Here is a 26876-nt window from a genome sequence, read left to right on the forward strand (position 1 = left end):
GGCTCACTGACTTCCTTGTCTGGCGGTGCCAGACTCGGGGTTATTGTTATTCCTTGTCTGTGCCAGCCCCTTGAGCAGGAGCCAGACACCGCCGCAGGCCAGCAGGCCGCAGCCGATATTGATCCAGGCCAGATGGGCAAATCCGTGCAGCACGCCACTCTCATCCGACACCAGCAACCTGGCGGAGAGCAGGCTGCCGAGCCCGGCCGCTACATTGGTGACCGTGCCCTGAAAAGACATGAAGGCGGCGCGCTGATGCGGGGCCGGGATGGAGGCCGTGATGGCGAGGGTGGTGCTGGAGCGGGCCGAGCTCAGCGCCATGAACAGGGTGAACAGCAGGTAGACGGGCACGCCGACCGGCATGGCGAAACCGAGCAGGGTGATCAGCGCCAGCAGCAGGCTGGTGATCAGGATGGCGGCCTGGGCCCGGCCCTGATCAATCCAGCTGCCGCACAGCCGCATGGTGGCCATGCTGGCGAGGCCGCCGCACAGATAGAGGGCGGCGATCTGCTCGCGCGGGAACGCCAGGTTGAACTGGAAGTAGTTGGCAAAGTGCGGGATCAGCAGGAAGTGACCGAACATCTGCAAACAGAGGATGAACAGGGCGCCCTGGCAGAGCGGGGAGGCCAGCAACTGGCGCAGGCCGCTGCCGTGAGGGGCGCGACTGACCGGCAGCGAAGGCAGCAGGGCGGCGCAGAGCAGGGCCAGCAGCAGGCCGCAGACGCCAAACAGCAGGAAGGGGCTCTGCCAGCCAAACCACTGGGCCAGCACCAGAGCGATGGGCACCACCAGGATGGCGGCCAGCGAAAACGCCATGCCCACGTAGGCGAGACGACGGCCCCGCTCGGCAGGCGGCACCAGATCCAGCACGGCGGCCATCAGGATGGCGGCGAGCGGCCCGGCCACACAGCCCGACAGGACGAACAGCACCAGCAGTTGCTGGCTGTTTTGCACCAGGGCGCAGGCCATCAGCAGCAGAAAACGTAAGGTGAGCAGCACCAGCAGGGCGGGTTTTCGGTTGACCCGATCGAGCCAGGGGGCGGCGATGAGCCCCATCAGGGCGGCACCCAGGGTGGCACCGCCGCTGAAGTAGCCGGTCTGTTCCGGCTGCATGCCGAGGCTGATGACCAGATCCGGCCCGAGCGGCATCACCATCATCATGCTGCCCATGGAGAGCATGTTGACAAGCAGGGCCAGGTGGATGGCGGCGGGGGGGGTGGTCACTGGCTTCATCGACGGCAAGCTCAAAAAAATGAGACCGAATTGTATCCGAGCGATTTTTTCGTGACAACAAATGGTAATCATTTTTATTTGTGTTATTTGATCTGTCTCCGCTCTTTTCATAGAAAAATGAAGGGCCTGACCTTCACGGCATTCACCGCTCACGGGCAAAGTCATTGAAAAGCGGGGTGGATGGCCCATGATGACGAGGTGATGAGCGGGCCATGATCTCGTTGGCCGCCGAGTGGGAGGGGAGGAGAAGATGAGAAGATGGCGCGGGTTTGGATTCTGGCTGCTGTGGGGGCTCTGGTGCCTGCCGCTGCGGGCCGAGGTGAAGGTTATTCCGGTATTCGAGACCCAGGCGGCGGTGCAGACCCTCAAGGATCTCTATCCGGAGCTGGGGGTGAGCGCCATGGGCAACCAGCTGGTGCTGAGCGGCAGCGCCGCCCAGCTGCAGGAGGCCGAAGCGGCGCTGGCCAAATTCAACCAGCCGCCCCAGAGCCTGCTCATCGAGTGGCGGGTGGATGGCGCCTCCAGCAGTCAGCAGGCCGGTGTGGGGCTGGGTCAGGATGCCGCCAAGCGGCAGTGGTTGCTGGAGGGCAATGCCCAGCAGTATCAGCGCAGCCAGAACGACAGCTGGCAGGTTCGCGGTTTGTCGGGTCGGCCGGTGTTATTGCAGATGGGCACCTATCAACCGGTCACCTTCTATCAGTGGCGCGGAGGCCAGGTAGTGGGGCTGATGCCGCTGGTGAACGGCCTCTATGCCACCGCCACCCTGATCGGCGACAGGGTACAGATAGCGCTCAGCAGCGAGCAGGCCAGGCTGGAGCAGGGCACCATCAACCGGGGACAGAGCGCCACCGAGGTGAGCGGTGCCCCCGGTCAGTGGCTGACGGTGGGGGAGCTCTCCACCAGCGCGGCGCAGCAGGGCAGCAGTCTGGGCACCCAGTTGCAGGGGGGCAGTGGCAGTCAGAGCGATCGCCAGACCCTGCAGATCCGGGTCACGCGCCAGTGAGGCGCCTGGTTGATCGGCTCGCCCCTCGGGTGACTGGTCATCTTGGTTGAACCTGGCTGATCAGTTGCCGGCGTGGGGCTGATCGGCTGCGTATTCACGCAGCTGGCGGCTGCGCAGCAGATACCAGAGTGACCAGAGGGTAGCGACCAGCACCAGGGCGGTGGGCCAGCTGAACGACCACTTCTGCAGATTGAGGCTGTGCAGTTGCATCAGCAGGCCGCTGATGGCAGAGCAGAGCAGCAGCAATGGGCTGTGGCGTCTGAGCCAGGCCCGGAGGCTGCGGGTCTGCTGATAGGTGCCGCCGCAGGCGAGCAGCGCCAGTATGGCGGGCACGTCGGTCAGCAGGCTGATGTAGAGGGCTAGCCGGTCCGGGTAGAAGAGAGTCAGGATGGCGCTGCCGCTTTCGCGGGTGACGCCGGCCATCAGAAACAGCCAGACCGAGCGGGTCAACAAGAGGGCGATGGGCCAGAACCAGAGAGGGGGGCGCAGCTGGCCGTGATCGTCATATCGGTGTTCGGGGTAGAGGGTCATGGTTGCCCGGGGTCGTTTGTGCAAAGGATGAAGGGGATATGGGGCGAAGGGGCGCCCTTTGCAAGGCGGGCGAGGGGCGGGAATTAATCGGGGGGCCATGCCCCCCAATCCGCTTGTCTCTTTTGGTGTTGGGCCGCCGGTGTCATAGCCAGCCTTTTCGCTTGAAGAACAGACCGGTGCCGAGTGATGACATCACCATCAGCACCAGAGAGAGCGGATAGCCGTACTCCCAGGCGAGCTCCGGCATGCGGCCGAAGTTCATGCCGTAGATGCTGGCGATAAGCGTCGGCGGCAGGAAGATGACCGCGGCCACCGAGAAGATCTTGATCACCTTGTTCTGCTCCAGGTTGGTGACCCCCATGGAGGCCTCCAGCTGGAAGTTGATCTTGTCGAACAGGAACTGGGTGTGGGGCAGCAGGGACTCCACGTCGTGCAGCATCTCGTCGATCCACTTGTTCTGCTCGTTGCTCATCCGCTGGCGCAGGCTGCGCTTCAAGAAGCGCAGGGCGCGACGGGTATCGTGCAGGGAGAGACGGATCTGGCCGTTGGCCTCTTCCTGAGCCATCAACTCCTTGAGCATGGGATTGATCTGATCCGGTTCGAAGATCTGATCGGCGGTGTTTTCCAGGGTCTTGTAACCGTCTTCGATAAGGTCGGAGAGGTACTCTACCTTGAGGTTTTGCACCTCCAGCAGGATGTCGAGGGCATCCTCCACCTCCAGCCGATCCTGACGCATATAGTGGCGCAGCAGGCGCACCAGGCCGATGTCATCCTCGCGGATGCTGATCAGCAGGTTGTTGCGCAGGGTAAAGGAGACGTGGACACCCTTGGTGTCACGGCCGATCCGCTGGGGAAACAGGGAGTGAATGTGCAGACCGTCGGTATCCCAGTAGAAACGGGCGGATGCTTCGATGTCATCCAGCTCCTCCTTGTCAGGCACCTCTTCCAGAAACAGGCCCGTCAACCATTCTCGTTCCGCCGTGTCCGGCTTGTAGGCATCCAGCCAGACGGTGTTGTCAGGCACTATGTCGTCAGGCCCGAGCGTGACTATGTCCAGTACCTTGTTATTGAGAATGTAGGCGGTGATCATCTGTCCCCCCTTAAGAAGTCATGGGTAATCAGGGATGGTTGCACAGGTCATGCGGCCTTAGAGCGCGTAGAAAGCGATCCCGTGGACAAGCTGAACGGGCCGATGGAAAACCTGAATGCGGCGAACTATACAGGGGCGGGCCGCGCTTGTCAGGGCCTATTCATCGGAGGTTCAGCCTGTTCGCTCAAAAAAACAGCGAGGTCGGAGCAGCCACGCCGACCTTGAAACGGGTGATCCCGGCGTCGCCTCCTTTATTCCCCTTGGCACGCGGGAGGAGTCAGGTTCACCGGTCGGGATGGTGGGCTGCCGAGTGCCCTGCGACAGCCCCCGGCCGCGCGCTTTTCATTACATATTGCAATAGTTGAGGCCGCAGCCGCCCTGCGGTGGCGTCCAGACGATGTGCCAGGGCTGCGCATCCTTGTTATCTGCGCAGGTCTGCATGGGCAAGCCTGTTACATGTTGGGATAGTTGGGGCCGCAGCCGCCTTGCGGCGGCGTCCAGATGATGTTCTGGCTCGGATCCTTGATGTCGCAGGTCTTGCAGTGGATGCAGTTGGCCGCGTTGATCTGCAGGCGGGGCAGGCTCTCTGAACCCAGGATCTCGAACACCCCGGCCGGGCAGTAGCGCTGGGCGGGTTCGGCCCAGGTGGGCAGGTTGACCGCCACCGGAATCGTCTCATCCTGCAGCTTGAGATGGCAGGGCTGATCCTCGTCGTGACTGGTGTTGGCCAGATACACCGACGAGAGCTTGTCGAAGCTGAGCTTGCCGTCCGGCTTGGGGTAGTCGATGGGCTGGCAGCGGCTGGCCATGCGCAGCTGGCGGTAGTCCGGCTCCTTGTCCAGCAGGGTGAACGGCGACGAGCGAGCAAACAGCCGCTGCTCCAGCCAGTTGAAGGCGCCGCCGAGCCAGGGGCCCCAGCGGTGCAGGGCCGCGCCGAAGTTGCGCGCTGTTTTGAGCTCATGGGCCAGCCAGCTCTGTTGCAGTGCATCGCCGTATTCGGCCAGATCCCGGCCCCCTTCATCACCGCCGCGCAGACTCATGGCGACTGTCTTGGCCGCCAGCATGCCGGACTTCATGGCGGTGTGGATCCCTTTGATGCGGGAGAAGTCTAGGGTGCCGGCATCGCAACCGATGAGCAGGCCGCCAGGAAAGTGCATGCGGGGCAGGGAGTGCCAGCCTCCCTTGGCGATGGCGCGGGCGCCGTAGCTGATGCGCTCGCCCCCCTGCAATGCCGCGGCGATGAGCGGGTGGTGCTTGAGGCGTTGAAACTCGTCAAACGGGCTGAGCCAGGGGTTGCGGTAGTTGAGATCGACGATGAGACCGATCGCCACCTGATCCTGCTCCAGATGGTAGAGGTAGAAGCCGCCCTGGCTCTTGTCCTCCTTCCCCTCAGAGAGCGGCCAGCCGCTGCCGTGCAGCACCCGGCCCGGTTTGCCCTGACCGGGGGGAAGTTGCCACAGCTCCTTGAAGCCGATGGCGTAATGCTGCGGCTGGGCGGCGTTTTCCAGCTGAAAGTCGGCGATCAACTGCTTGCCGAGATGGCCGCGCGCCCCTTCGGCAAACAGGGTGTAGCGACCGAGCAGCGCCATGCCGGGTACGTGATCCGCTTTCGGATTGCCCGCCCGATCCAGCCCGAGATCGCCGGTGATCACACCCTTGACCCGTCCCGCTTCCATGATGAGTTCGCTTGCGGTAAAACCAGGGTATATTTCGACTCCCAGCTGTTCGGCCTGCTGACCGAGCCAGCGACAGAGGTTGCCGAGGCTGATGATGCGGCTGCCCTCGTTGTGCATGCGCGGCGGCACCGCCCAGTTGGGGAGTTGCAGGGCGCGGCTGTCGCTTTGCAGCAGGTGCACCTGATCGTCGTTGACCTCGACCCCGAGCGGGGCCTGTTGCCAGCTCTCTGGCAGCAGCTCCTTGAGGGCGACGGGATCCAGCAGGGCGCCGGAGAGCAGATGGGCGCCGATCTCCGCCCCCTTCTCCAGCAGGCAGACCGACAGCTCGGCATTGTGTTGTTTGAGGGCGATGGCGGCACTGAGTCCCGCCGGGCCGCCACCGACGATGACGACATCAAATTCCATTGCTTCGCGTTCCATCTTGCCTCTGTGCTCGACTTGGCCTAGGGTAGTGCTGGTAGTTTACGTAAACGTAAAGTAAATGTAAGCAAAAAAATGTGAGGGTTTTCATGGATTCACTCAACAGAAGCGAGGGATGCGCGTCATGAAGCTGCTGGTCGCGGTCAAGCGGGTGCTGGATTACAACGTCAAGGTCCGGGTCAAGAGCGATGGCTCAGACGTGGAGCTGGCCAACGTCAAGATGGGGATCAACCCGTTTTGTGAAATTGCGGTGGAAGAGGGGGTCAGGCTGCGTGAAGCCGGCGTGGCGAGCGAGCTGGTGGTGGTGACCTTCGGCCCCGAGGCGGCGGCCGAACAACTGCGTCACGCCTTGGCGCTGGGGGCGGATCGGGCCCGTCATTACGTGACTGGCGAGACCCTGACTCCGCTCACCGTGGCTCGCGCCCTGCAACAGGTGTGCGAGCTGGAGCAGCCCGATCTGGTGCTGCTCGGCAAGCAGTCCATCGATTCCGACAACAACCAGGTGGGCCAGATGCTGGCCGCACTCAATGACTGGCCGCTCGCCACCTTCGCCTCCGCCATCAAGCTGGTGGAGGGGGAATTGCAGGTGACCCGCGAGATTGACGGTGGCCTCGAGACCCTCGGCATGCCGCTGCCGGCGGTGGTGACCGTGGATCTGCGCCTCAACGAGCCGCGCTTTGCCTCGCTCCCCAACATCATGAAGGCCAAGCGCAAGCCGCTCGAGAGCGCGCCCTTTGCTGACCTCGGCGTTGAGCCGGCCGCTCAGACCCAGCTGCTCGGGGTGATGGCCCCCGCGGCCCGCAGCGCCGGCATCATGGTGGGCTCGGTGGACGAGCTGCTGGAAAAACTCAAGCACGAAGCGAAGGTACTCTGATGCTGCCAGCAATCAACAGAACTCCACCCGTCGGCGGCAAGCTCGAGGGCGTGATGGGCGCACAGGCAGGGACATCAACGGACGATAGCAAGGGGCAGTCATGAGCGTATTGATCATTGCCGAACATCATCAGGGCCAGTTGGCCGACAACGTGGCCCGCCTGGTCACGGCAGGGAGCCAGCTGGGCGGCGAGGTGCATCTGCTGTTGCTGGGGCAGGGGCTGACCGAGGCGGGCGAGCAGGCCGCCGCCCTGCAGGGAGTGGATAAGGTGCTGCTGGCCGAGCATCCCATGCTGGCGGAGGGGCTGAGCGATGGGGTCGATCCGCTCTTGGCCCACATCGCGCGGGATTATCAGCACTGCCTGATGGCCGCCAGCACCCAGGGCAAGGATCTGCTGCCGCGGGTGGCGGCCAGGCTCGGGGTGGAGATGCTCTCCGAGGTGACCGGCATCGAGAGCGGCGACACCTTCCTGCGCCCCATCTACGCGGGCAACGCCGTGGCCCGGGTGGCGAGCAGCGCACCCATCAAGGTGCTGACCATCCGGCCCACCGCCTTCGCCAAGGCGGCGAGCGGCGGCCAGGCTCAGGTAGCGCGGTTGCCGGTGAGCGAGGTGGCCTGCCGTACCCGCCTCATCGAACGGCGCGCCGTGCGCTCCGCCAGACCCGAGCTCGCGGCGGCGCGGGTGGTGGTCTCCGGTGGGCGGGCACTGGGCTCCAAGGCGCAGTTCGCCCTGATCGAGGCGCTGGCCGACAAGCTGGGCGGCGCGGTGGGGGCGTCGCGGGCGGCGGTGGATGCGGGCTTTGTCGCCAACGATCTGCAGGTGGGCCAGACCGGCAAGGTGGTGGCCCCCGAGCTCTACATCGCGGTCGGTATTTCCGGCGCCATCCAGCATCTGGCGGGGATGAAGGAGTCCAAGGTGATCGTCGCCATCAACAAGGACAGCGAGGCCCCCATCTTCCAGGTGGCCGACTACGGGCTGGTGGGGGATCTCTTCACCTTGCTGCCGGAGCTCACTGCCAAGCTGTAACCTGGTGAAAAAAGGGGGCCGGGGGCATTGAGCGCCGGCAAGCGCCCGTTTCCACGCATGTTCTCTGCAAGCCCTGACCCGTTCAGGGCTTTTTTCTGCCAACTGTGCTGGCGGCGGGTCGACAAAAGGTTGAGCCAGCTCCCAAAAAGCCTTTGATCCGGGGGCTGCACTTGTGTAAAACCAGACAAGTCACCGATCACACTCATCCACTCACGGAAAGCGTCATGAGCAAACAGATTTACAACTTCTGCGCCGGCCCCGCCATGTTGCCGGTCGAAGTCATGGAGCGCGCCCAGCGCGAATTTTGTAATTTCCAGGGGCTGGGAGCCTCGGTCATGGAGCTTTCCCACCGCGGCAAGCCCTACATGGCGGTCGCCGCCAAGGCCGAAGCCGATCTGCGCGAGCTGCTGGCGGTGCCGGACAACTACAAGGTGCTGTTCATGCACGGCGGCGGCCGTGGCCAGTTCTCCGCGGTGCCCATGAACCTGCTCGGCGGCGCCAACAAGAAGGCTGACTATCTGCTGACCGGTGTCTGGGCTGCGAGTGCCGTGGACGAGGCGCGCAAGTACGGCGATATCCAGACCTTTGACGGGGTGGCCAAGAGTGCCGAGGGCATCTCCCACCTGCTGCCGACCCCGGCGTTTCGCGCCGATGCGGCCTATGTGCACTACTGCCCGAATGAAACCATCGACGGCATCGAGATGTTCGACATCCCGGCTACCGGCAAGGTGCCGTTGGTGGCGGATCTCTCCTCCACCATCCTCTCCCGTCCCATCGACGTGAGCCGCTTCGGCATCATCTATGCCGGCGCCCAGAAGAACATCGGCCCGTCGGGGCTGGCCATCGCCATCGTGCGCGACGATCTGCTGAACCAGGCCCGCGCCGATGTGCCGTCGATCTTCGACTACCAGCTCACCGCCAAGAACGACTCCATGTTCAACACCCCGCCCACCTATGCCTGGTATCTGGCCGGGCTGGTGTTCGAGTGGCTCAAGGAGCAGGGTGGCCTTGCGGCGATGGAAGCGCGCAACAAGGAGAAGGCCGATTTCCTCTACGGCTATCTCGATCAGTCGAGCTTCTATGGCAACCAGGTGGATGCCAGCTGCCGTTCGCGGATGAACATCCCGTTCCAGCTGAAAAATGCCGAACTGGACAAGCTGTTCCTGGCCGAATCGGAAGCCGCAGGCCTGCTGGCACTCAAGGGCCACCGCATCGTCGGCGGCATGCGCGCCAGCCTCTACAACGCCATGCCGCTGGAAGGGGTGAAGGCGCTGGTCAGCTTTATGGACGGCTTTGCCAAGCGCCACGGCTGAGGCGTTTTTCCCCGATTGCCGACGCCGGGGACTCCCCGGCGTCTGTTTTTTCCGTGATGCCGGACCGGCCGCCCTCGCGGTCTGCTTTTGTGCCACCCGCAGTCTTGCCGAGCAGGGCGCGGGCTGCTAACGTCCGGTCAGGTCATTTTTTTGAGATCGTACAGGAAGTCTATGAATTCGTTGCGTTTGGAACCCATTTCTCGTGTGGCCGGTGAGGTCAATCTGCCCGGCTCCAAGAGCGTGTCCAACCGGGCGCTGCTGCTGGCAGCCCTGGCCCGTGGCACCACCCGGCTCACCAACCTGCTCGACAGCGATGACATTCGTCACATGCTGGCGGCGCTGACCCAGCTCGGGGTCAAGTACAAGCTCTCCGCCGACAAGACCGAGTGCACCGTGCACGGTCTGGGTCGCAGCTTCGCGGTATCGGCGCCGGTCAATCTGTTCCTCGGCAACGCAGGCACCGCCATGCGACCGCTGTGCGCCGCGTTGTGTCTGGGTTCCGGTGAATACACCCTGGGCGGGGAACCGCGCATGGAAGAGCGCCCCATCGGCCATCTGGTGGATGCCCTGCGCGAAGCGGGCGCCCATATCCAGTACCTGAAGAAAGATGGTTATCCGCCCCTGGTGGTGGATGCCAAGGGGTTGTGGGGCGGCGATGTGCACGTCGACGGTTCCGTCTCCAGCCAGTTCCTGACGGCGTTTTTGATGGCGGCGCCGATGGCGGCGGGTGACACTCGCATCCACATCAAGGGGGAGCTGGTCTCCAAGCCCTACATCGACATCACCCTGCACATCATGAAGCAGTTCGGGGTGGTCATCGAGCACGACAACTACAAGCTGTTCTACATCAAGGGCAACCAGAGCTATGTCAGCCCGGGTGACTTCCTGGTGGAAGGGGATGCCTCCAGCGCCTCCTACTTCCTCGCAGCAGGCGCCATCAAGGGCAAGGTACGAGTCACCGGCATCGGCAAGCACAGCATTCAGGGCGACATCCACTTCGCCGACGTGCTGGAGAAGATGGGCGCGCACATCACCTGGGGTGACGACTTCATCGAGGCCGAGCAGGCGCCGTTGCACGGCATCGACATGGACATGAACCACATCCCCGATGCGGCCATGACCATTGCCGTTGCCGCACTGTTCGCCGAGGGGCCCACCTCGATTCGCAACATCTACAACTGGCGGGTGAAGGAGACCGACCGCCTGCACGCCATGGCGACCGAACTGCGCAAGCTGGGTGTCGAGGTGGAGGAGGGGCGTGACTTCATCACCGTCACCCCGCCAGCGCAGCTCAAGCATGCGGCCATCGATACCTACAACGACCACCGTATCGCCATGTGCTTCTCGCTGGTGGCGCTGTCCGATACCGCCGTCACCATCAATGATCCGGGTTGTACCTCCAAGACTTTCCCGGACTACTTCGACAAGCTGGCCAGCATCAGTCAGCGCGCGTGATGAACCCAGGCCCGCCTCGCTGCGGGCCTGTTTCTTTGGGCTGTCCCGCTCTGCTACCTCTCTCTCTTCATCCTCGCCTAGCAGTATTATTAAAACTTGCAAGGTGGGATAAGAAAATTCCTTCCTGGATAATGTAATTTTCTATTTACACCGCTGTCCGTGCGGGCTAGATTGAAGTTTCTTTATCGCAGTCATCTAGCAGGAAGCCTTGTCATGCAGCATCAAACCGACGACGTTCGTATCAGTGAAATCAAAGAGTTATTGCCCCCGGTTGCGGTGCTTGAGAAGTTTCCGGCCACCGAGACCGCATCAAGTACCGTCTTTGAATCCCGTCAGGCCATCCATCAGATCCTGGCCGGTGAAGATCAGCGCCTGCTGGTGGTGATCGGCCCCTGTTCCATTCACGACCCCGCCGCCGCGCTGGAGTACGGCAAGCGCCTCAAGGTGCTGCGTGACGAACTCAAGGGCCAGCTGGAGATCGTGATGCGGGTCTACTTCGAGAAGCCGCGTACCACGGTGGGCTGGAAGGGGCTGATCAACGACCCTTACCTCGACAACAGCTGCCAGATCAACGACGGCCTGCGCATTGGTCGCAAGCTGCTGCTGGATCTCAACGACATGGGGCTGCCGACCGCCTCCGAATTCCTCGACATGATCACCCCGCAATACGTGGCGGATCTGATGAGCTGGGGTGCCATCGGTGCCCGTACCACCGAATCCCAGGTACACCGCGAGCTGGCCTCCGGTCTCTCCTGTCCGGTGGGCTTCAAGAACGGCACCGACGGCACCATCAAGGTGGCCATCGACGCCATCGGGGCCGCCAGTGCGCCGCACCACTTCCTGTCGGTGACCAAGTACGGCCACTCCGCCATCGTCGCGACCCGAGGCAACCCGGACTGCCACATCATCCTGCGCGGCGGTCGTGAGCCGAACTACAGCGCTGCCCACGTGGACGAGGTGGTGAAGGGGCTGGACAAGGCCGGTCTGCCGCAGAAGGTGATGATCGACTTCAGCCACGCCAACAGCAGCAAGCAGTTCAAGAACCAGATGCTGGTGGCCGAGGACGTGGCCGGTCAGCTGCGTGCCGGCAGCCGGGCTGTGTTCGGCGTCATGGTGGAGAGCCATCTGGTGGAGGGGCGCCAGGATCTGGTGGAAGGGTGCGAGCTCACCGTCGGTCAGAGCATCACAGATGCTTGCATCGGCTGGGCCGACACCGAAATCCTGCTGCGCAATCTGGCCGATGCGGTGGCCACCCGCAACGCAGGCTGATCCCGGCCTGGCGGCGCCGCGTGGCGCGCCTGAGCTACGACACACACAACAAAAGCGCGACCCTGGGTCGCGCTTTTTTATTGGCCGCAGTGGGCGGCAGGCATGATCACCAGCGGTAGGTCTTGAGCAACTGCTCGAGCTTGCGGCACTGCTCCACCAGCTGGACGCTGGCGAGGTTGGCGGCGTGAGCCTGGCCCAGGGTGTCGTTGGAGGTGTTGCGAATGTCGCTCACCGAGCCGTCCACCTCGTTGCAGACCCTGTCCTGCTCCTCGGCGGACTGCGCCATCTGGGCGTTGAGATCGTTGATGCTGCTGATGCGGCCGATGATGTTCTGCATGGCGGCCAGGGTCGCCTCTGTCTTGTGGATGCTTTCGTCCGCCTTGGCCTTGGCATCCCCGATCACCGACACCGCGCTCTGGGCCTCGTTCTGCAGGGCGGCGATCATCTGGGAGATCTCCTCGCTGGCGGCGCGGCTGCGGTTGGAGAGGGCGCGCACCTCGTCGGCCACCACCGCAAAGCCACGGCCCTGCTCGCCGGCCCGGGCCGCTTCGATGGCGGCGTTGAGGGCCAGCAGATTGGTCTGATCCGCAATGCCCTTGATCACCTCCAGCACCCCGTCGACTGCCAGACAGCGGTTGTCGAGCTGCTGGATCACCCTGTCGACCCGTTCGATCTCCGCCGACATTTCACCCATGTCGTTGATGGAGTGCTGGGCGAGGCGACTGGTGTTGGCCGCATCCTGGTTGGTGAGGGCGGAGAGCTCGGCACTCTTGCGGGCGTGCTCGCGCACCTCGTGGGAGCTGGCGGCCAGCTCGCTCACGGCGGCGGCCACCTGAACCGTCATGCTCTCCTGCTGGCGGGCCGAGCCTTCGGTCTGGGTCGCCACCTGGCGGATCTGGTTGGACTCCTGATAGAGCTGGTGAGTGGCGCTCTCCACCTCCTGCAGGCTGTGGCGAAACCCCTGCACCATGTCGCTGACGGCGCGGGTCATCTCGCCCAGCTCATCCCGGTTGGGATTGATCAAGGGGAGGGAGAGATCCCGCTCCTTGGCCATGCGGGTCATGGCCAGCTGCAGATGGCGTACCGGTCGCTTGATGTAGCGCTGCAGCACCCAACCCAGCAGGCCGAAGCCCAGCCCGAACACCGCCACCAGGCTGCCGCTCAGGATCAGGTTGTTGCGGTGGATCTCGCCAAAGGTGTGGCTGAGATCGTAACTGATGCGCACCGCGCCCATGACGGTGCCTTCCGCCACCTGGTGGCAGGTGGTGCACTGGGTGCCACGGTACTCCTTGTAGGCCTTGAAGGGCTTGATCAGGGTGAGCTGGTTGCCCTGCTGCTCGAGAATGGTCTCCCCCTGGTTGATGGCACGCTCGTCCAGCTTGTCTTCAATCTGCTGATCCGGGTGGCCGGGGCCGAACAGGCTGGTCACCGCCGGGGCGCGGATCAGACGGGCCTCGACGATGCCGGCCTCGCTCTTGAGCTTGGTCTGCACGATCTGGCGGTTGGCGATGGCCCCCGTCATCATCAGCACGTTGAGCTGATCCATGTAGGTGTTGGCGGCACTCTCCACCTTTTCACCCGCCAGCCGGATGGCGAGATCCCGTTGCAGCCAGGCGGAGAGCTCGAAGCTGAGGGCGAAGGTGCAGCCGATGACCAGGGCGAGGGGGAGAAAGATTTTCCAGTTCAGAGACAGATTTTGCATCGTTGGCAGGTCCATGCGCAGGTGAGCGATCGTCAATGGTTGATGACTCTCCCCGCGCTCGCTCATCAGAACGGGGGAGATGGTTCTCTATCGGCACACCCTACCTCATCTTGAGTAAATTATCTGTTAACTGGATCCGTGTTGGAGGTTAATGGTGCGTAGCAAACGAGAGCTGTTCGTCGTTGAGTTGATCCAGCACAAACTTGGTATTTATTGATATTGGTTATCATTTGCATTATTTCACTTGATAACCTTGCCTGCGATGACACCACTGCTGACCCCGACCATGACCGGTCTTGCCACCCCGGATCCCCTCAAGTTTGCCTTTGGCGCCAAGACCTCGGCCCACGCCAGTCGCGGCGGCATGCGCCCGCTCACCCTCGACCATGCCGACTGGCAAGCCTGGTGGCGCCGCGAGAGCGAGGCGGATGAGCGAGCGCTCTATATCCACATTCCGTTTTGCCGCAAGCGCTGTAGCTTCTGCAATTTCTTTGAAAATGGCGCCAACCCGGCCCGCATCACCCGCTATGTCAACGCGCTCTGCAGCGCGCTTGTTCGGGCCGCTGAGACACCCTTCACCCAGAGCCGCCCCTTCTCGGCCGTCTATGTGGGGGGCGGCACGCCGACGGACATGAGCGCCGACGAGCTGGCGATGCTGGCCGCCGCCATCCGTCGTTTTCCTTTGACTTCGGATGCGGAGGTGACCCTGGAGGGGCGCCTCAATGGCTTTGATGATGCCAAGTGGCACAGTGCGCTGGCGGGTGGCTTCAACCGCTTCTCGTTCGGGGTGCAGAGCTTTGATACCGAGGTGCGCCAGGAGGCGGCCCGCTTCGACGACCGGGAGACCCTGTTGACCCGGCTGGGGGAGCTGACCCGTCACGACGACGCGGTGATCGTGGCCGATCTCATCTTCGGCCTGCCGGGCCAGGATGATGCCGTGTGGCGTCAGGACATCGCGGATGTGATGGCAAGCGGGGTGCACGGGGTGGATCTCTATCAACTCATCGCCATGGCCGGCACCAATCTGGCCCGTGCCGAGGCAAAGGGCAAACTCGGCTGGGCCGCCGATGGCCAGCAGCGGGCCACCATGTATGCCTATGGCGCCCAGACGCTGGAGCAGGGGGACTGGCAGCGGCTCTCCTGCAGCCACTGGCGGCGCGGCGAGGCCGAACAGAGCCGCTACAACCAGATGGCCAAGCGCGGCGCCGAGATCCTCCCCTTCGGGGCCGGGGCCGGCGGCAACGTGCATGGGCACGGCCTCATGTATGGCCGGGATCTGGCGCTCTGGCACGAGGCGCTGGCGGCGGATCTGCGGGCCCCCGGCATGGTGATGGGGCGCAATCCCAATGGCCGCCTCGATGGCCTGCTGCGCGGCGCGCTCGACAGCGGCTGGCTAGCGCTGGCCCGCCTGCCTACGCCGCTGCGGGTACATCTGCAGCCCTTGTTCGAAGCCTGGCAACAGCACGGGCTGGCAACGCTGAGCGAGGCGCGGCTTGAGCTCACCCTGGCGGGGCGTTTCTGGAACGTCAATCTGCAGGCCGGGCTGTTTGAATACTTGCAGCTCAACCCGCTGGCGGGGTCGGGTACGGCGCCAGCCGATCCGGCGCAGGCGGTGCGCCATTCGCTGGTGTGAGTGTGCTGGTGTGAGTGCGCTGGCCGAGAGGGCCGGGTAAAGAGGGGATGATAAACAAGGGGGCACCTGATGTGCCCCCTTGTTCGTTATGGCTGGTGGACCTCTTCCACCCGTACCCGCAGCTGCCCCTCTGCAAGCTGGGTGACCAGCGTCTGGCCGGCATCCACCTGGGCGGCGCGGCTTATCACCTCACCGCTTTGGGTGCGGGTGATGGAGTAGCCGCGCCCCAGGGTGGCGAGCGGGCTCACCCCGTCGAGGCGGGCGCTGAGCATGGCGAGGCGGTGGCTAGCAAGGTCTTGGCGTTTGGCGATAAGGGCATGGAGGCGCTCCTCGGCCAGCTGGTGGCGACGCTTGCCGGCGGCCAGCAAGCGCTCCGGACTCTTGCCCTGCAGGCGCAGCTCCAGATTGGCGAGGCGCCGCTCCCCCTGATGCAGTCTGTGGTTCATCAGCTGCTGCAAACGGGCGGAGAGCTCGTCGAGGCGCTGGGATTGCTGCTCCAGCCGCCGCTTCGGATCCTGATGATCGAGCCGCTTTTGCAGCAGGATGAAATCGTGGCGGGCGGCGGTCTGCTGGCGGTTCATCGCCTGCAGCAGTTGCTGCTTGAGATGGGCGAGGCGCTGGGTGCGGGCACTCTGATCCGGCGCCACCAGCTCGGCCGCCGCCGACGGGGTCGGGGCGCGCAGGTCGGCGGCAAAGTCGCTGATGGTGACGTCCACCTCGTGGCCCACCGCGCTCACCACCGGGATGGCGGAGTTGGCGATGGCGCGCGCCACCGCCTCTTCGTTGAAGCACCAGAGATCTTCGAGCGACCCGCCGCCGCGCCCGACGATCAGCACATCCACCTCGGCGCGGCGGTTGGCCAGGGCAATGGCAGAGACGATCTGGCCGATGGCAGCGCTGCCCTGCACCTGGGTCGGGTAGATAAACACCGGCAGATCCGGCGCGCGGCGTTTGAGCACGGTCAGCATGTCGTGCAGGGCAGCGCCAGTGGCGGAGGTGATGAGGCCCACCGCGCGTGGTTCACGGGGCAGGGGGCGCTTGCGCCCCTCGTCAAACAGCCCCTCGGCGCCAAGGCGGCGCTTGAGCTCCTCAAAGCGCAGCGCCAGCACGCCGTCGCCCGCCGGCTGCATCGATTCGATGATCAGCTGGTAGTCGCCGCGCGGCTCATAGAGCGAGACCCGCGCCTGCACCAGCACCTGCATGCCATCCTGCGGGCGAAATGCTACCCGCCGGTTGTTGCCCTTGAACATGGCGCAGCGCACCTGGGCCGACATGTCCTTGAGGGAGAAGTACCAGTGGCCGGAGCTTGGCATCGCCAGGTTGGAGAGCTCGCCGGTCAACCACACCAGCCCCAGATCCTGCTCCAGGATCATGCGCACGGCGCTGTTGAGGCGGGTGACGGTAAAGACCTGCTGTTGTCTGCTTTGACTCGGTTCGTTGCGGTAGTTCAAGGCTGGTCCTGCACTGTGTGCCCCGCCGTGGGGGCGGGGGCATAAAACAATGGCGCCATCTTAACGCAGTTCAGGGCGAACGCCGAGCGGCGCTGGCTCTGTCGGGTTCATCGTGCGTCCGGATCCTGAGGCTGCGCCCGGGCCTGAACGGCCGGGGTGCTGGTCTGGCTGGTCACCAGCCAGACCGAGAGGCAGACGACCAGGCCCCCCAGCACGAAGCCCTGGCTCAAGGTCTCGCCCAGCACCAGCGCACCCCACAAGATGCCGAAGGGGGGAATGAGGAAGGTGACGGTGAGGCTGCGCAGCGGGCCGATATCGGCGATCAGTCGAAAATAGAGTAGGTAGGCGAGGGCGGTGCAGACCACGCCGACCGCCAGCACGCTGGCCCAGGCGGTGGGCACGGCCCAGTCGACCGCAGGGCCGGCCGCCAGCTGGTAAGCGAAAAAGGGCAGCAGAAACAGGCTGGCACCCAGCTGGCTGCCAAAGGCCACCAGCTTGGCATCGAGTCCGCCGCGATGGGTGATCCAGCTGCGGGTGAGAAAGCCGGCGAGGCCGTAGCAGGCGGTGGCAAACAGGCAGGCCAGCACCCCAGGCAGCAGATGCCCACCGGCACTCACCTCGCCGGTGGTGGTGATGAGGCTGATCCCGATCACCCCCAATACCACCCCCAGCCATTTGCGCCGGTCAAGGCGCTCGTTGAAGCAGGAAAAGCCGATGAGGGCCCCCATCAGCGGCGTAGTGGCGTTGAGGATGGCCGAGTAGCCGGCCGGCAGCCAGAGGGCGGCGATGGCGTACATCAGAAACGGGATGGCGGAGTTGATGACGCCGAGCAGCATGGCGGACTTGAGCTTGCCCTGAAACCCCATGGGGGCGCGCAGCAGCAGGAGCATGACGGCAAGCCCGATGAGGGCGAACAGTACCCGCAGGAAGGTGGTGTTGACGGCGCCAAACGCCGGGGCGGCGATGCGCATGAACAGGAAGCTGGCGCCCCAGATGGCGGCCAGCAGAAGCAGGCGCCCATAATCGGCAGGTTTCATGGTGTCGTCCTTGAGGTGATGGTGGCCAATATTGGCGCTGCATCGGCATGATGCCGACAAGGTGCCTGTGCTGGCAACTGCCTGGATGGCAACAGGGCATCCATGCCCTGTGGTACCGGCGTGTGGGTGACGGGAACGTTACGGCTCCGGCTGGCTCACGAAGGCAATCTTGTGCAGGCCGTGCTGGGAGGCCTGGGCCATCACCCTGGCGATGATGCCGTACTCCACCTTGCGATCGATGCGCAGTTGGATCTCGGGCAGCTCCCCCTCGGCCTGGCCGGCGCTCTCCATCTTGGCGAGCAGGGCGGCTTCGTCGACCTCCTGATCGTTCCAGTAGATCTTGCCGGCACCATCGATGGCGAGATTGATGTCCTGCTTGTCTGGCTGGTTGAGCTGGCTGCTGGCCTCTGGCAGCTCCAGCTTGACCGCGTTGGTGAGCAGGGGGGCGGTGATCATGAAGACGATGAGCAGCACCAGCATGACGTCGATCATCGGGATCATGTTGATCTCGGAGAGGGGTTGATCGTCCCCCTCGTCCGACAGTTTGCCAAATGCCATCAGCCGCGCCCCTGTCTGGTTTCCCGCTCGACCAGCGGGGTGACGTTGTTGGTGGCGACCTGCTCGAAGCCGGTCACCAGCAGAGTGAACAGATCGTGGCCAAACTCCTCCAGCGCCGCGAGCCTGAGGCGATTGCGCCGCACGAAGAAGTTGTAGATGAGCACGGCCGGCAGGGCGACCGCGAGGCCGAAGCCGGTCATGATCAGCGCTTCACCCACGGGGCCGGCGACCTTGTCCAGACTGCTCTGACCGGCGGCGCCGATGGCCAGCAGGGCGTGGTAGATGCCCCAGACGGTGCCGAACAGCCCGATGAAGGGGGCTGCCGAGCCCACCGAGGCGAGGAAGGCCAGCCCCTGCTCCAGCCGCACCCGCTCCTGGGTGATGGCACGGCGCATGGCGCGCAGCAGATATTCATCCGGCGAGCCCAGTTTGCAGCTGACCGCACGCTCCTCGGCCCGGTTCAGCTGGGCCACGGCCGCCAGTGCGGCGCCGGTCAGCCGGCCATAGGCCTCCTGCGGCGGTAGGTGGGCCAGCTGGCGCTCCATCTCCTGCACGCTGTCATGCTGCCAGAAATCGGCGATGAAGCTGGCGTTGAGGCGTTGTTCCCGCTGCGCGAGGTAGCCCTTGAGCAGGGCGTAGTAGCAGGTACCAAGGGACATCAATACCAGCAGGATGAAGGGGATCAGCCCCACGCCACTGTTCTGGCTGAGCAGGTGGGCGATGCCCATGCCGTTGCTTGCGATTTCAGGATCCATGTTCAAGCCCTTAATTTGAAAATGATGGTGACTTTTGCCGAGGCCTCGACGGCCACGTTGTTCTGTTTGGCAGGAATGAATTTCCAGCGGCTGACGGTCTTGCGGGCCGTCATGTCCAGCCGCCGATAGCCGCTGCTCTTGTCCACCTCCACCGAGGCGGCGGTGCCTTCGGCCGTCACCCGCACATTGAGGATGACCCGCCCCTCTTCTCCCCGTCGTCTCGACTCATAGGGATATTGGGGCTCGGGGTTGTTGAGCCGAGCATCGCGGGCGATGGGGGCGCTGTTGCCCGCGCCGCCGCCAGCCTTACGGGCAGGACTCTGACTTGTACTTCCGCCGCTCGCCTGTGCGGCCGTTGCCGTCGTGGCAGGGGCGGGCGCAGTGACTGGCGGTTGCGGACTGCTCACCGGCATGACCTTGGCGGGCTGCACCGGCGGGGTACGGTGTTTAAGCGGTTTGACCACCGGCTTGACGCTTTTCTTGACTGGCTTGAGCGGCGGTTTTTTGGGGGTCGGCAACGGCTTGGCTTTTTGCGGTACTTTTTGTACTTGCTGCGCTGTGGGAGCAGGGGCGGGGGCCGCCTTGGCTGGCGCGTCATTGGTTGCGGCCTCGCCAACCCAGCGGGCCGACAGGGTCAGCGGCAAGGGCGGGGTGATGGGCGCAGGCTGGTGTGCATAGAGCCACCAGAAGGCGGCAAGATGCAGGGCGATCGCGATGGCAAGGCAAACGAGACGGGCGGCGTCGGGATCGTTGGCGGGCAGTGTTGGTCTCGGGCTGCAGGAGTCCATCACTTGTCTCCCTTCCAGGTCTTCATATTCATACTCAAACGGCTAGTGTGAAGGCGCCAGAACAGGCGTCAGGCCGCTAGCATGCCTGATAATAAGAATCACAAACAACAACCATTATCAATCGCATTTTAATCGTAGTGAGGCTGGCTCGCAGGAAATTAAGAAGCCTGGCCGGCAAGCGGCGTTCCCGGCTGGCAACGGGTTGAGCGGTGTGGGCCGGCATCGGTCTTGCCCCCCTGTTGTCTGGATGCGTCACAACTCCAGCAATACCCCCAGTTCGACCACCCGGTTGGCGGGAATATGAAAGAAGTCGGTCGCCTTGAGGGAGTTGCGGTTCATCCAGACGAACAGGCCTTCTCGCCAGCGCGCCATGCCGGGCAGATCGGTGCTGACCAGGTTCTCGTGGGAGAGGAAGAAAGAGGTCTTGGCCATGGTGACCTTCAGATCCTCCTGGGCGCAGGCCTGGAAGATCTCCTCCATGGAGGGCACCTCCTTGTAGCCAAAGTGGGCGACCACCTGCCAGAAACCCTCGCCAAGGTGGGTGAGCTCGATGCGCTCCTTGAAGGAGAGCCAGGGTTCGTCCTTGATCTGAACGGTCAGAAAAATGACCCGTTCGTGCAGGATCTTGTTGTGTTTGAGGTTGTGCAGCATGGCGTGGGGCACCACCTGCACCGATTTGGAGAGAAACACGGCGGTGCCGGGGACCTGCAGCGGCGGGTGCGCCTGCATGTTGTCGACAAACCCCTTCAGCGCCAGTGACTTGTGCTCCAGCTTGTCGAGCACCAGCTCCCGGCCGCGCTTCCAGGTGGTCATCACTATGATGGCCAGCAGCGCAAACAGGATGGGGAGCCAGCCACCGGCCAGAAACTTGGTGGTATTGGCGGCAAAGAAGGTGACATCGACCAGCAGCAGTGGCGCGCACGCCAGCGCAATCAGCCAGCGCGACCACTTCCAGCGGCGGGCGGCCACCACCATCAACAGCAAAGTGGTGAGCGCCATGGTGCCGGTCACCGCGATGCCGTAGGCGGCGGCCAGGTTGCTTGAACTCTGGAACCAGAGGATGACGATGACGATGCCCCCCAGCAGCAGCCAGTTCACCAGCGGCAGGTAGATCTGGCCTATCTCGTGCTCCGAGGTGTGGCGGATCTCCTGGCGCGGCAGGTAACCGAGCAAAATGGCCTGGCGCACCACCGAGTAAGTGCCCGAGATCACCGCCTGGGAGGCGATGACGGTGGCCAGGGTGGCGAGGATCAGCAGGGGAAAGGCCAGCCAGGAGGGGGCAAGCAGGTAGAAGGGATTCTCGATGGCGGCAGGATTGCGCAGCAGCAGGGCCCCCTGGCCAAAGTAGTTGAGCAGCAGGGCGGGCATCACCAGAGAACCCCAGGCCAGCTGGATGGCGCCACGGCCAAAGTGGCCCATGTCGGCGTAGAGTGCCTCCGTCCCGGTGACGCAGAGCACGACGGCCCCCAGGGTGATGAAGGCGACACCCGGTCGGTTGACCATGAAATCGAGGGCGTAGAGCGGGTTGACAGCCTGCAGGATGGCGGGGTTTTGCGCGATTTCATAAGCCCCGAGCGCCGCCAGCACCCCGAACCAGAGCAGCATGATCGGGCCGAACAGGCGACCGATGCCGGCGGTGCCGTAATGCTGGGCCCCGAACAGGATCACCAGCACGGTGAGGGTGATGGGCAGCACGAACGGCGCCAGCTCCGGGGTGATCACCTGCAACCCTTCGACCGCCGAGAGCACCGAGATGGCGGGGGTGATCACCGCATCCCCGATGAACAGCCCTACGCCGACCAGACCGAGCAGCATGAGCAGGGCGCGCGGCTTGGCCGGAAGGCGGCGGGAGGCCAGTGAGGCGAGGGTGAGGATCCCCCCTTCACCCTTGTCGTCAGCCCGGAGCACCAGCAGCACATATTTGAATGAGACCACGATCATGATGGTCCAGAAGAAGAGGGAGACGATGGAGAGGATCCCCTCCGGGGTGGGCTGCAGACCCAGGTGTCCGGCGAAGCTCTCTTTGAGGGCGTAGAGCGGGCTGGTGCCGAGATCGCCATAGACGACCCCCAGTGCCGCCAGGGTAATGGCCATGCGCCCTTGCTGGTGTCCGTGGCTCATCATGAAATTCCATTTCAATTCAGACTGTTAATCATGATACGCAGGCACAGGCACAAAGGAAACCCGCACCACGAAAAGGCCCCCGCGTTGGGTGTGCCGGTTTGGGTGAAACACCCCGGATGTTGCTCTGCCTGACTCAGGGTTTGAGGGGGACGGCCAGGCGCGCATGAGCTGGTTGTCGAGTGCGCTCGAGCAGCACCAAACGGTCTGCAACGGGGGAGGGGAAGCGGGGCTGCCTGAAAAAATGAAACGGGAACTTTTTTGCATAAAACCGCAATGAGACAACTCTTTTGTCCCCAAAAGGCTGTTTTGCGACTGAAAATGTTGGTTTTTTAGCGGCTTGGCGGCTGAAAAGGCCAAAACGCCATAAAAAATTCAAAAAACTTCTTTACCAGTGACCAATGCGTGAGTAAACTTCGTCGGCAATATTTTACACCCCCACTTCCTCAACGGTGAGATATTGCCATGCTCAGGATTGCCAAAGAAGCGTTAACCTTCGACGATGTACTGTTGGTTCCCGCCCACTCCGAAGTTCTTCCCAATACTGCCGATCTGCGTACCAAGCTGACCTCTGCCATCAGCCTGAACATCCCCATGATCTCCGCTGCCATGGACACAGTGACCGAAGCCCGTCTGGCTATCGCACTGGCCCAGGAAGGCGGTATCGGCTTTATCCACAAGAACATGTCCATCGAGCAGCAGGCTGCCGAAGTGCGCAAGGTCAAGAAGTACGAGAGCGGCGTGGTCACTGACCCCGTCACCGTACGCCCCGACATGACCATCGCCCAGATCAAAGAGCTGAGCCACAAGAACGGTTTCGCCGGTTATCCGGTGGTGACCGAAGGCAATCAGCTGGTGGGCATCATCACCGGTCGTGATGTGCGCTTCGTGATCGATCTCTCCCAGACTGTCGAACAGATCATGACCCAGAAGGATCGTCTGGTCACCGTGCGTGAAGGCGCCCCCCGCGAAGAGGTGGTTGGCCTGATGCAGAAGCACCGTATCGAGAAGGTGCTGGTGGTCAACGCCGACTTCAAACTCAAGGGCATGATCACCGTCAAAGACTTCCAGAAAGCCGAGCGCAAGCCGAACGCCTGTAAAGATGACAAGGGTCGTCTGCGGGTCGGTGCTGCGGTCGGTGCCGGTGCCGGCAACGAAGAGCGCGTCGCCGCCTTGGTGGAAGCCGGTGTGGACGTGCTGCTGATCGACTCCTCCCACGGCCACTCCCAGGGCGTGCTGGATCGCATCAAGGCGACCCGTGAAGCCTACCCTGATCTGCAGATCATCGGTGGCAACGTCGCCACCGCCGCCGGTGCCAAAGCGCTGGCCGCTGCCGGCGTCAACGCCGTCAAGGTCGGTATCGGCCCGGGCTCCATCTGTACTACCCGTATCGTGACCGGCGTGGGCGTACCCCAGATCACCGCCATCTCCGACGCCGTCGACGCGCTGGAAGGCACCGGTATCCCGGTGATTGCCGATGGTGGCATCCGCTTCTCCGGTGACGTGGCCAAGGCCATCGCCGCGGGCGCCAGCTGCGTGATGGTGGGCTCCATGTTCGCCGGTACCGAAGAGGCGCCGGGCGAGATCGAGCTCTATCAGGGTCGCTCCTTCAAATCCTACCGTGGCATGGGTTCTCTGGGCGCCATGTCCAAGGGCTCCAGCGACCGCTACTTCCAGACCGACAACGCCGCCGACAAGCTGGTGCCGGAAGGGATCGAAGGCCGCGTGCCGTACAAGGGCCGCCTCAAAGAGATCATCCACCAGCAGATGGGCGGCCTGCGCTCCTCCATGGGGCTGACCGGCAGCGCCACCATCGACGACATGCGCACCAAGGCTGAATTCGTGCGCATCTCGGGCGCCGGGATGAAAGAGTCCCACGTTCACGACGTGACCATTACCAAAGAAGCCCCCAACTATCGGATGGGCTGATAAAACGGGGCTGCGGCCCCGTTTCTCCACCGCTTTTTTATCCCGTGCTTTTTGTGACAACAGCAGCCTGATGCAGGAATAAAATGACTAAAGACATTCACCAGCACCGTATCCTTATCCTCGACTTCGGTTCCCAGTACACCCAGCTGATCGCCCGCCGCGTGCGCGAAATCGGCGTCTACTGCGAACTGTGGGCCTGGGATGTGACCGAAGAGCAGATCCGCGAATTCAATCCGAGCGGCATCATCCTCTCCGGCGGGCCCGAGTCCGTCACCGAAGCGGGCAGCCCGCGCGCGCCCGAGTACGTGTTCAACGCCGGCGTGCCGGTGTTCGGCATCTGCTACGGCATGCAGACCATGGCCGAACAGCTGGGTGGCAAGGTGCAATCCTCCACCGAGCGTGAATTCGGTTACGCCAAGGTGGAAGTGCTGGGCAACTCTGGCAAGACCAGTGCCCTCTTGCGCAACATCGAAGATGCCATCGCCGACAACGGCAATGCGCTGCTGGATGTGTGGATGAGCCACGGTGACAAGGTCACCACCATCCCGGCAGACTTCACCACCATCGCCCAGACCGCCACCTGCCCGCACGCGGCCATGGCCAACGAGGCCAAGCGTTTCTACGGTGTGCAGTTCCACCCGGAAGTGACCCACACCCGTCAGGGTGCCCGCATGCTGGAGCACTTCGTCAAAGACATCTGCGGCTGTGAATGCCTGTGGACCCCGGCCACCATTATCGACGACGCCGTTGCCCGCATCCGCGAGCAGGTGGGTGACGACGAGGTGATCCTGGGCCTCTCCGGCGGGGTGGACTCCTCCGTGGTTGCCATGCTGGTGCACCGCGCCATCGGCGATCGCCTGACCTGTGTCTTCGTCGACAACGGTCTGCTGCGCCTGAACGAAGGCCAGCAGGTGATGGAGATGTTTGGCGATCACTTTGGTCTGAACATCGTCAAGGTCGATGCCGAAGAGCGCTTCCTCTCTGCCCTGGCGGGTGAAGATGAGCCGGAAGCCAAGCGCAAGATCATCGGCCGCGTCTTCGTCGAAGTGTTTGACGATGAAGCGAAAAAGCTGAAAAACGCCCGCTGGCTGGCGCAAGGCACCATCTACCCGGACGTCATCGAATCCGCTGCCAGCAAGACTGGCAAGGCCCACGTCATCAAGTCTCACCACAACGTCGGCGGCCTGCCGGAAGAGATGAAGATGGGTCTGGTGGAACCGCTGCGCGAGCTGTTCAAAGACGAAGTGCGCCGTGTTGGCCTCGAGCTGGGTCTGCCCTACGACATGCTCTACCGTCACCCGTTCCCGGGCCCGGGTCTGGGCGTGCGGGTGCTTGGCGAAGTGAAGAAAGAGTACTGCGATCTGCTGCGCAAGGCTGACGCCGTCTTTATCGAAGAGCTGCGCAAGGCCGACCTCTACAACCAGGTCAGCCAGGCATTCGCCGTGTTCCTGCCGGTGCGCTCCGTTGGCGTGATGGGCGATGGTCGCAAATATGATTGGGTCATTGCGCTGCGCGCCGTCGAAACCATCGACTTCATGACCGCCCACTGGGCCCACCTGCCGTACGACTTCCTGGGTCACGTGTCGAATCGCATCATCAACGAGATCAACGGCATCTCCCGCGTGGTGTACGACGTCTCCGGCAAGCCGCCCGCAACCATCGAATGGGAATAAGCGGCGCACGCCCTTTCGCCCTTCAGGCATAAAAATGTAAAAAAGGCGCCCTTGCGGCGTCTTTTCTTTTTCCAATCGTTTGCGCCTCACTTTTCCCCTCGCTAGCCGCTTTCTCACCTCCCTGCCTCTGTCATATCTGACAGGGGGTGTTTTATGGATCTCGCACTAGGCTCAGCCATGCCAATTGAGACCGACGCTGTGAGGCGGCGGTCGTGGCAGCAGGGGATGGTGGCGACAGCAACGCCTTCATGTGCGCTGTCGACACTGAACGCACCGATATCTGGTGTGGCCCCCGGTGGAGTCCGGACACCACTTGAATAAACGGGGCGGAACCCGAACAGCCAAACGAGTAGGGACAAGAGATCACGGAGGGTTTGTTATGTCAGAACAAGCAGTGTTGTTGGGCGGATGGACTGCCTACCACAAGCTGAGCGCCAAAGATCAGGCCGTATTCAACCAGGCGCTGGAAGGATTTGTCGGGGTGCAGTACACCCCCTTTGAAGTCTCCACCCAGGTCGTCGCCGGCACCAACTACCGCTTCAAATGCAAAACCACGGTGCCGCTGCCCAACCCGATCCACGGGGAAGCCGTGGTGCAGATCTTCCAGTCGCTGGATGGATCGGCCCATATCACCTCCATCACCCCGATCTGATTAGGTTGCGAGGCAAGGCGGGGAGGTGGAATAGCCACTAACCGGTTGGCTCTAACAACCAGCAATAAGAAAGACGCCTTAGGGCGTCTTTTCATTTTCCAATGGTTTGCGAGAAAAGTTTGCCCCTGGCGCAGGGATTGGAAGCCGTGTTGCCAACGTTGTCGTGTTGAGTGCCCGAGTCGATCGTCAGAGTATCATCTATCGCGTCCACACATGGCGGCAGGCTGTTGCCTCTCTAGGCTGGGGGGGAGCGTCTGGTGCCGCGCGTGTAATGGAGTCGGATACCCGCTGCTTTGATGCTCCATATTGATGCAAGAGGGTGATACGAGTTGCTGATGCGCCTCCCAAGATGGGGTAATTTATTGATCTGGCTTGAGAAACGCCCATCTTCCTCTTTGCCTTGTCTCTCACGCTCGTTAGGATATCCGTCTGGATATGGCCTCTTTGGAGTCACCTATGAACCAGACCAGAGATACCACATGGGTCAAAGGCAGCAAATGGGAGGCTGCCCTGCGGTAGCTTGGCTGTTATTTGAGTATGGAGCGAGCATCCCGAGCGCAAGTGAGGACCGCAGTTCATGGAATAGAATGGCGACTGAGTACCAGCAGGACTTTTCTGTATGGATGCTGTAGCGATGCAAGCACATCACTGTCCTGACTCGTTCATGCAGGCGTAGTTTGGTTGCG

At 63.0% G+C, this 26876-nt stretch carries 21 protein-coding genes; 10 read left to right on the forward strand and 11 right to left on the reverse strand.

What is annotated here, in order from left to right; genetic code table 11:
- Positions 1 to 3: 3 nt before the first annotated feature.
- Positions 4 to 1233: a siderophore amonabactin export MFS transporter gene (locus tag PG900_RS01560; RefSeq protein ID WP_270830771.1), complete on the reverse strand. Its 1230-nt coding sequence runs from the start codon at positions 1231 to 1233 to the stop codon at positions 4 to 6.
- 250 nt (positions 1234 to 1483) lie between these two features.
- Here PG900_RS01560 and PG900_RS01565 point away from each other — a divergent pair, with 250 nt between their 5' ends.
- Positions 1484 to 2236: a hypothetical protein gene (locus PG900_RS01565; protein ID WP_270830772.1), complete on the forward strand. Its 753-nt coding sequence runs from the start codon at positions 1484 to 1486 to the stop codon at positions 2234 to 2236.
- Between the two features lie 60 nt (positions 2237 to 2296).
- On the opposite strand, the gene PG900_RS01570 is transcribed toward PG900_RS01565, so the two are convergent.
- The 3 genes from PG900_RS01570 to PG900_RS01580 form a co-directional block, all read right to left on the reverse strand.
- Entirely contained in the window at positions 2297 to 2767 is a 471-nt protein-coding gene (locus PG900_RS01570; protein ID WP_270830773.1) for a DUF2919 domain-containing protein, read from the reverse strand.
- A gap of 142 nt (positions 2768 to 2909) precedes the next feature.
- Positions 2910 to 3857: a magnesium/cobalt transporter CorA gene (gene corA, locus PG900_RS01575; RefSeq protein ID WP_011705843.1), complete on the reverse strand. Its 948-nt coding sequence runs from the start codon at positions 3855 to 3857 to the stop codon at positions 2910 to 2912.
- A gap of 452 nt (positions 3858 to 4309) precedes the next feature.
- On the reverse strand, positions 4310 to 5953 hold the full coding sequence (locus PG900_RS01580; RefSeq protein WP_270830774.1) for an electron transfer flavoprotein-ubiquinone oxidoreductase: 1644 nt from the start codon (positions 5951 to 5953) through the stop codon (positions 4310 to 4312).
- A 124-nt stretch (positions 5954 to 6077) separates the two neighbouring features.
- Here PG900_RS01580 and PG900_RS01585 point away from each other — a divergent pair, with 124 nt between their 5' ends.
- From PG900_RS01585 to aroG, 5 genes are all read left to right on the forward strand, one after another.
- On the forward strand, positions 6078 to 6827 hold the full coding sequence (locus tag PG900_RS01585) for an electron transfer flavoprotein subunit beta/FixA family protein (protein ID WP_226031804.1): 750 nt from the start codon (positions 6078 to 6080) through the stop codon (positions 6825 to 6827).
- Positions 6828 to 6927: 100 nt separating this feature from the next.
- Positions 6928 to 7854, forward strand: a complete 927-nt coding sequence (locus PG900_RS01590) for an electron transfer flavoprotein subunit alpha/FixB family protein (RefSeq protein WP_226031803.1) — start codon at positions 6928 to 6930, stop codon at positions 7852 to 7854.
- 224 nt (positions 7855 to 8078) lie between these two features.
- Positions 8079 to 9167, forward strand: coding sequence for a 3-phosphoserine/phosphohydroxythreonine transaminase (serC, locus tag PG900_RS01595; protein ID WP_011705848.1), 1089 nt, complete (start codon positions 8079 to 8081; stop codon positions 9165 to 9167).
- 171 nt (positions 9168 to 9338) lie between these two features.
- Positions 9339 to 10622: a 3-phosphoshikimate 1-carboxyvinyltransferase gene (gene aroA / locus PG900_RS01600; RefSeq protein WP_270830775.1), complete on the forward strand. Its 1284-nt coding sequence runs from the start codon at positions 9339 to 9341 to the stop codon at positions 10620 to 10622.
- A gap of 213 nt (positions 10623 to 10835) precedes the next feature.
- Positions 10836 to 11891, forward strand: coding sequence for a 3-deoxy-7-phosphoheptulonate synthase AroG (gene aroG / locus PG900_RS01605; RefSeq protein ID WP_011705850.1), 1056 nt, complete (start codon positions 10836 to 10838; stop codon positions 11889 to 11891).
- Between the two features lie 106 nt (positions 11892 to 11997).
- Here the strand turns inward: aroG and PG900_RS01610 are convergent, their stop codons facing one another.
- Complete coding sequence (locus PG900_RS01610; RefSeq protein ID WP_043123356.1) at positions 11998 to 13593, reverse strand: methyl-accepting chemotaxis protein; 1596 nt, start codon at positions 13591 to 13593, stop codon at positions 11998 to 12000.
- 262 nt (positions 13594 to 13855) lie between these two features.
- Between PG900_RS01610 and hutW the strand changes: the two genes are divergently transcribed.
- Positions 13856 to 15226: a heme anaerobic degradation radical SAM methyltransferase ChuW/HutW gene (gene hutW, locus PG900_RS01615; protein WP_270830776.1), complete on the forward strand. Its 1371-nt coding sequence runs from the start codon at positions 13856 to 13858 to the stop codon at positions 15224 to 15226.
- A gap of 86 nt (positions 15227 to 15312) precedes the next feature.
- Here hutW and xseA read toward each other — a convergent pair whose 3' ends face one another.
- The 6 genes from xseA to PG900_RS01645 all read right to left on the reverse strand — a co-directional run bounded on the left by xseA (position 15313) and on the right by PG900_RS01645 (position 21936).
- A complete protein-coding gene (gene xseA, locus PG900_RS01620; RefSeq protein WP_139432585.1) occupies positions 15313 to 16677 on the reverse strand; it encodes an exodeoxyribonuclease VII large subunit in 1365 nt (454 codons plus the stop codon).
- A gap of 107 nt (positions 16678 to 16784) precedes the next feature.
- Entirely contained in the window at positions 16785 to 17714 is a 930-nt protein-coding gene (locus tag PG900_RS01625) for a DMT family transporter (RefSeq protein WP_041218534.1), read from the reverse strand.
- 138 nt (positions 17715 to 17852) lie between these two features.
- Complete coding sequence (locus tag PG900_RS01630; protein ID WP_011705855.1) at positions 17853 to 18272, reverse strand: ExbD/TolR family protein; 420 nt, start codon at positions 18270 to 18272, stop codon at positions 17853 to 17855.
- On the reverse strand, positions 18272 to 19027 hold the full coding sequence (locus tag PG900_RS01635) for a MotA/TolQ/ExbB proton channel family protein (RefSeq protein ID WP_041218533.1): 756 nt from the start codon (positions 19025 to 19027) through the stop codon (positions 18272 to 18274). Before PG900_RS01635 ends, PG900_RS01630 begins: the two co-directional genes overlap by 1 nt.
- A gap of 2 nt (positions 19028 to 19029) precedes the next feature.
- Positions 19030 to 19815: an energy transducer TonB gene (locus tag PG900_RS01640; RefSeq protein ID WP_085735072.1), complete on the reverse strand. Its 786-nt coding sequence runs from the start codon at positions 19813 to 19815 to the stop codon at positions 19030 to 19032.
- A gap of 252 nt (positions 19816 to 20067) precedes the next feature.
- Positions 20068 to 21936 (reverse strand): potassium transporter Kup, encoded by a 1869-nt coding sequence (locus PG900_RS01645; protein WP_043161702.1) that lies wholly within the window; start codon positions 21934 to 21936, stop codon positions 20068 to 20070.
- A 465-nt stretch (positions 21937 to 22401) separates the two neighbouring features.
- Between PG900_RS01645 and guaB the strand changes: the two genes are divergently transcribed.
- The 3 genes from guaB (at position 22402) to PG900_RS01660 (ending at position 26190) form a co-directional block, all read left to right on the forward strand.
- Positions 22402 to 23865: an IMP dehydrogenase gene (gene guaB, locus PG900_RS01650; RefSeq protein ID WP_011705859.1), complete on the forward strand. Its 1464-nt coding sequence runs from the start codon at positions 22402 to 22404 to the stop codon at positions 23863 to 23865.
- An 83-nt stretch (positions 23866 to 23948) separates the two neighbouring features.
- On the forward strand, positions 23949 to 25538 hold the full coding sequence (gene guaA / locus PG900_RS01655) for a glutamine-hydrolyzing GMP synthase (protein WP_016350936.1): 1590 nt from the start codon (positions 23949 to 23951) through the stop codon (positions 25536 to 25538).
- 379 nt (positions 25539 to 25917) lie between these two features.
- Positions 25918 to 26190 (forward strand): hypothetical protein, encoded by a 273-nt coding sequence (locus PG900_RS01660; RefSeq protein WP_010633780.1) that lies wholly within the window; start codon positions 25918 to 25920, stop codon positions 26188 to 26190.
- Positions 26191 to 26876 lie beyond the last annotated feature (686 nt).

Source organism: Aeromonas sp. QDB03 (genome assembly GCF_027707985.1).
In the GTDB taxonomy this organism is placed as follows: Bacteria; Pseudomonadota; Gammaproteobacteria; order Enterobacterales; family Aeromonadaceae; genus Aeromonas; species Aeromonas hydrophila.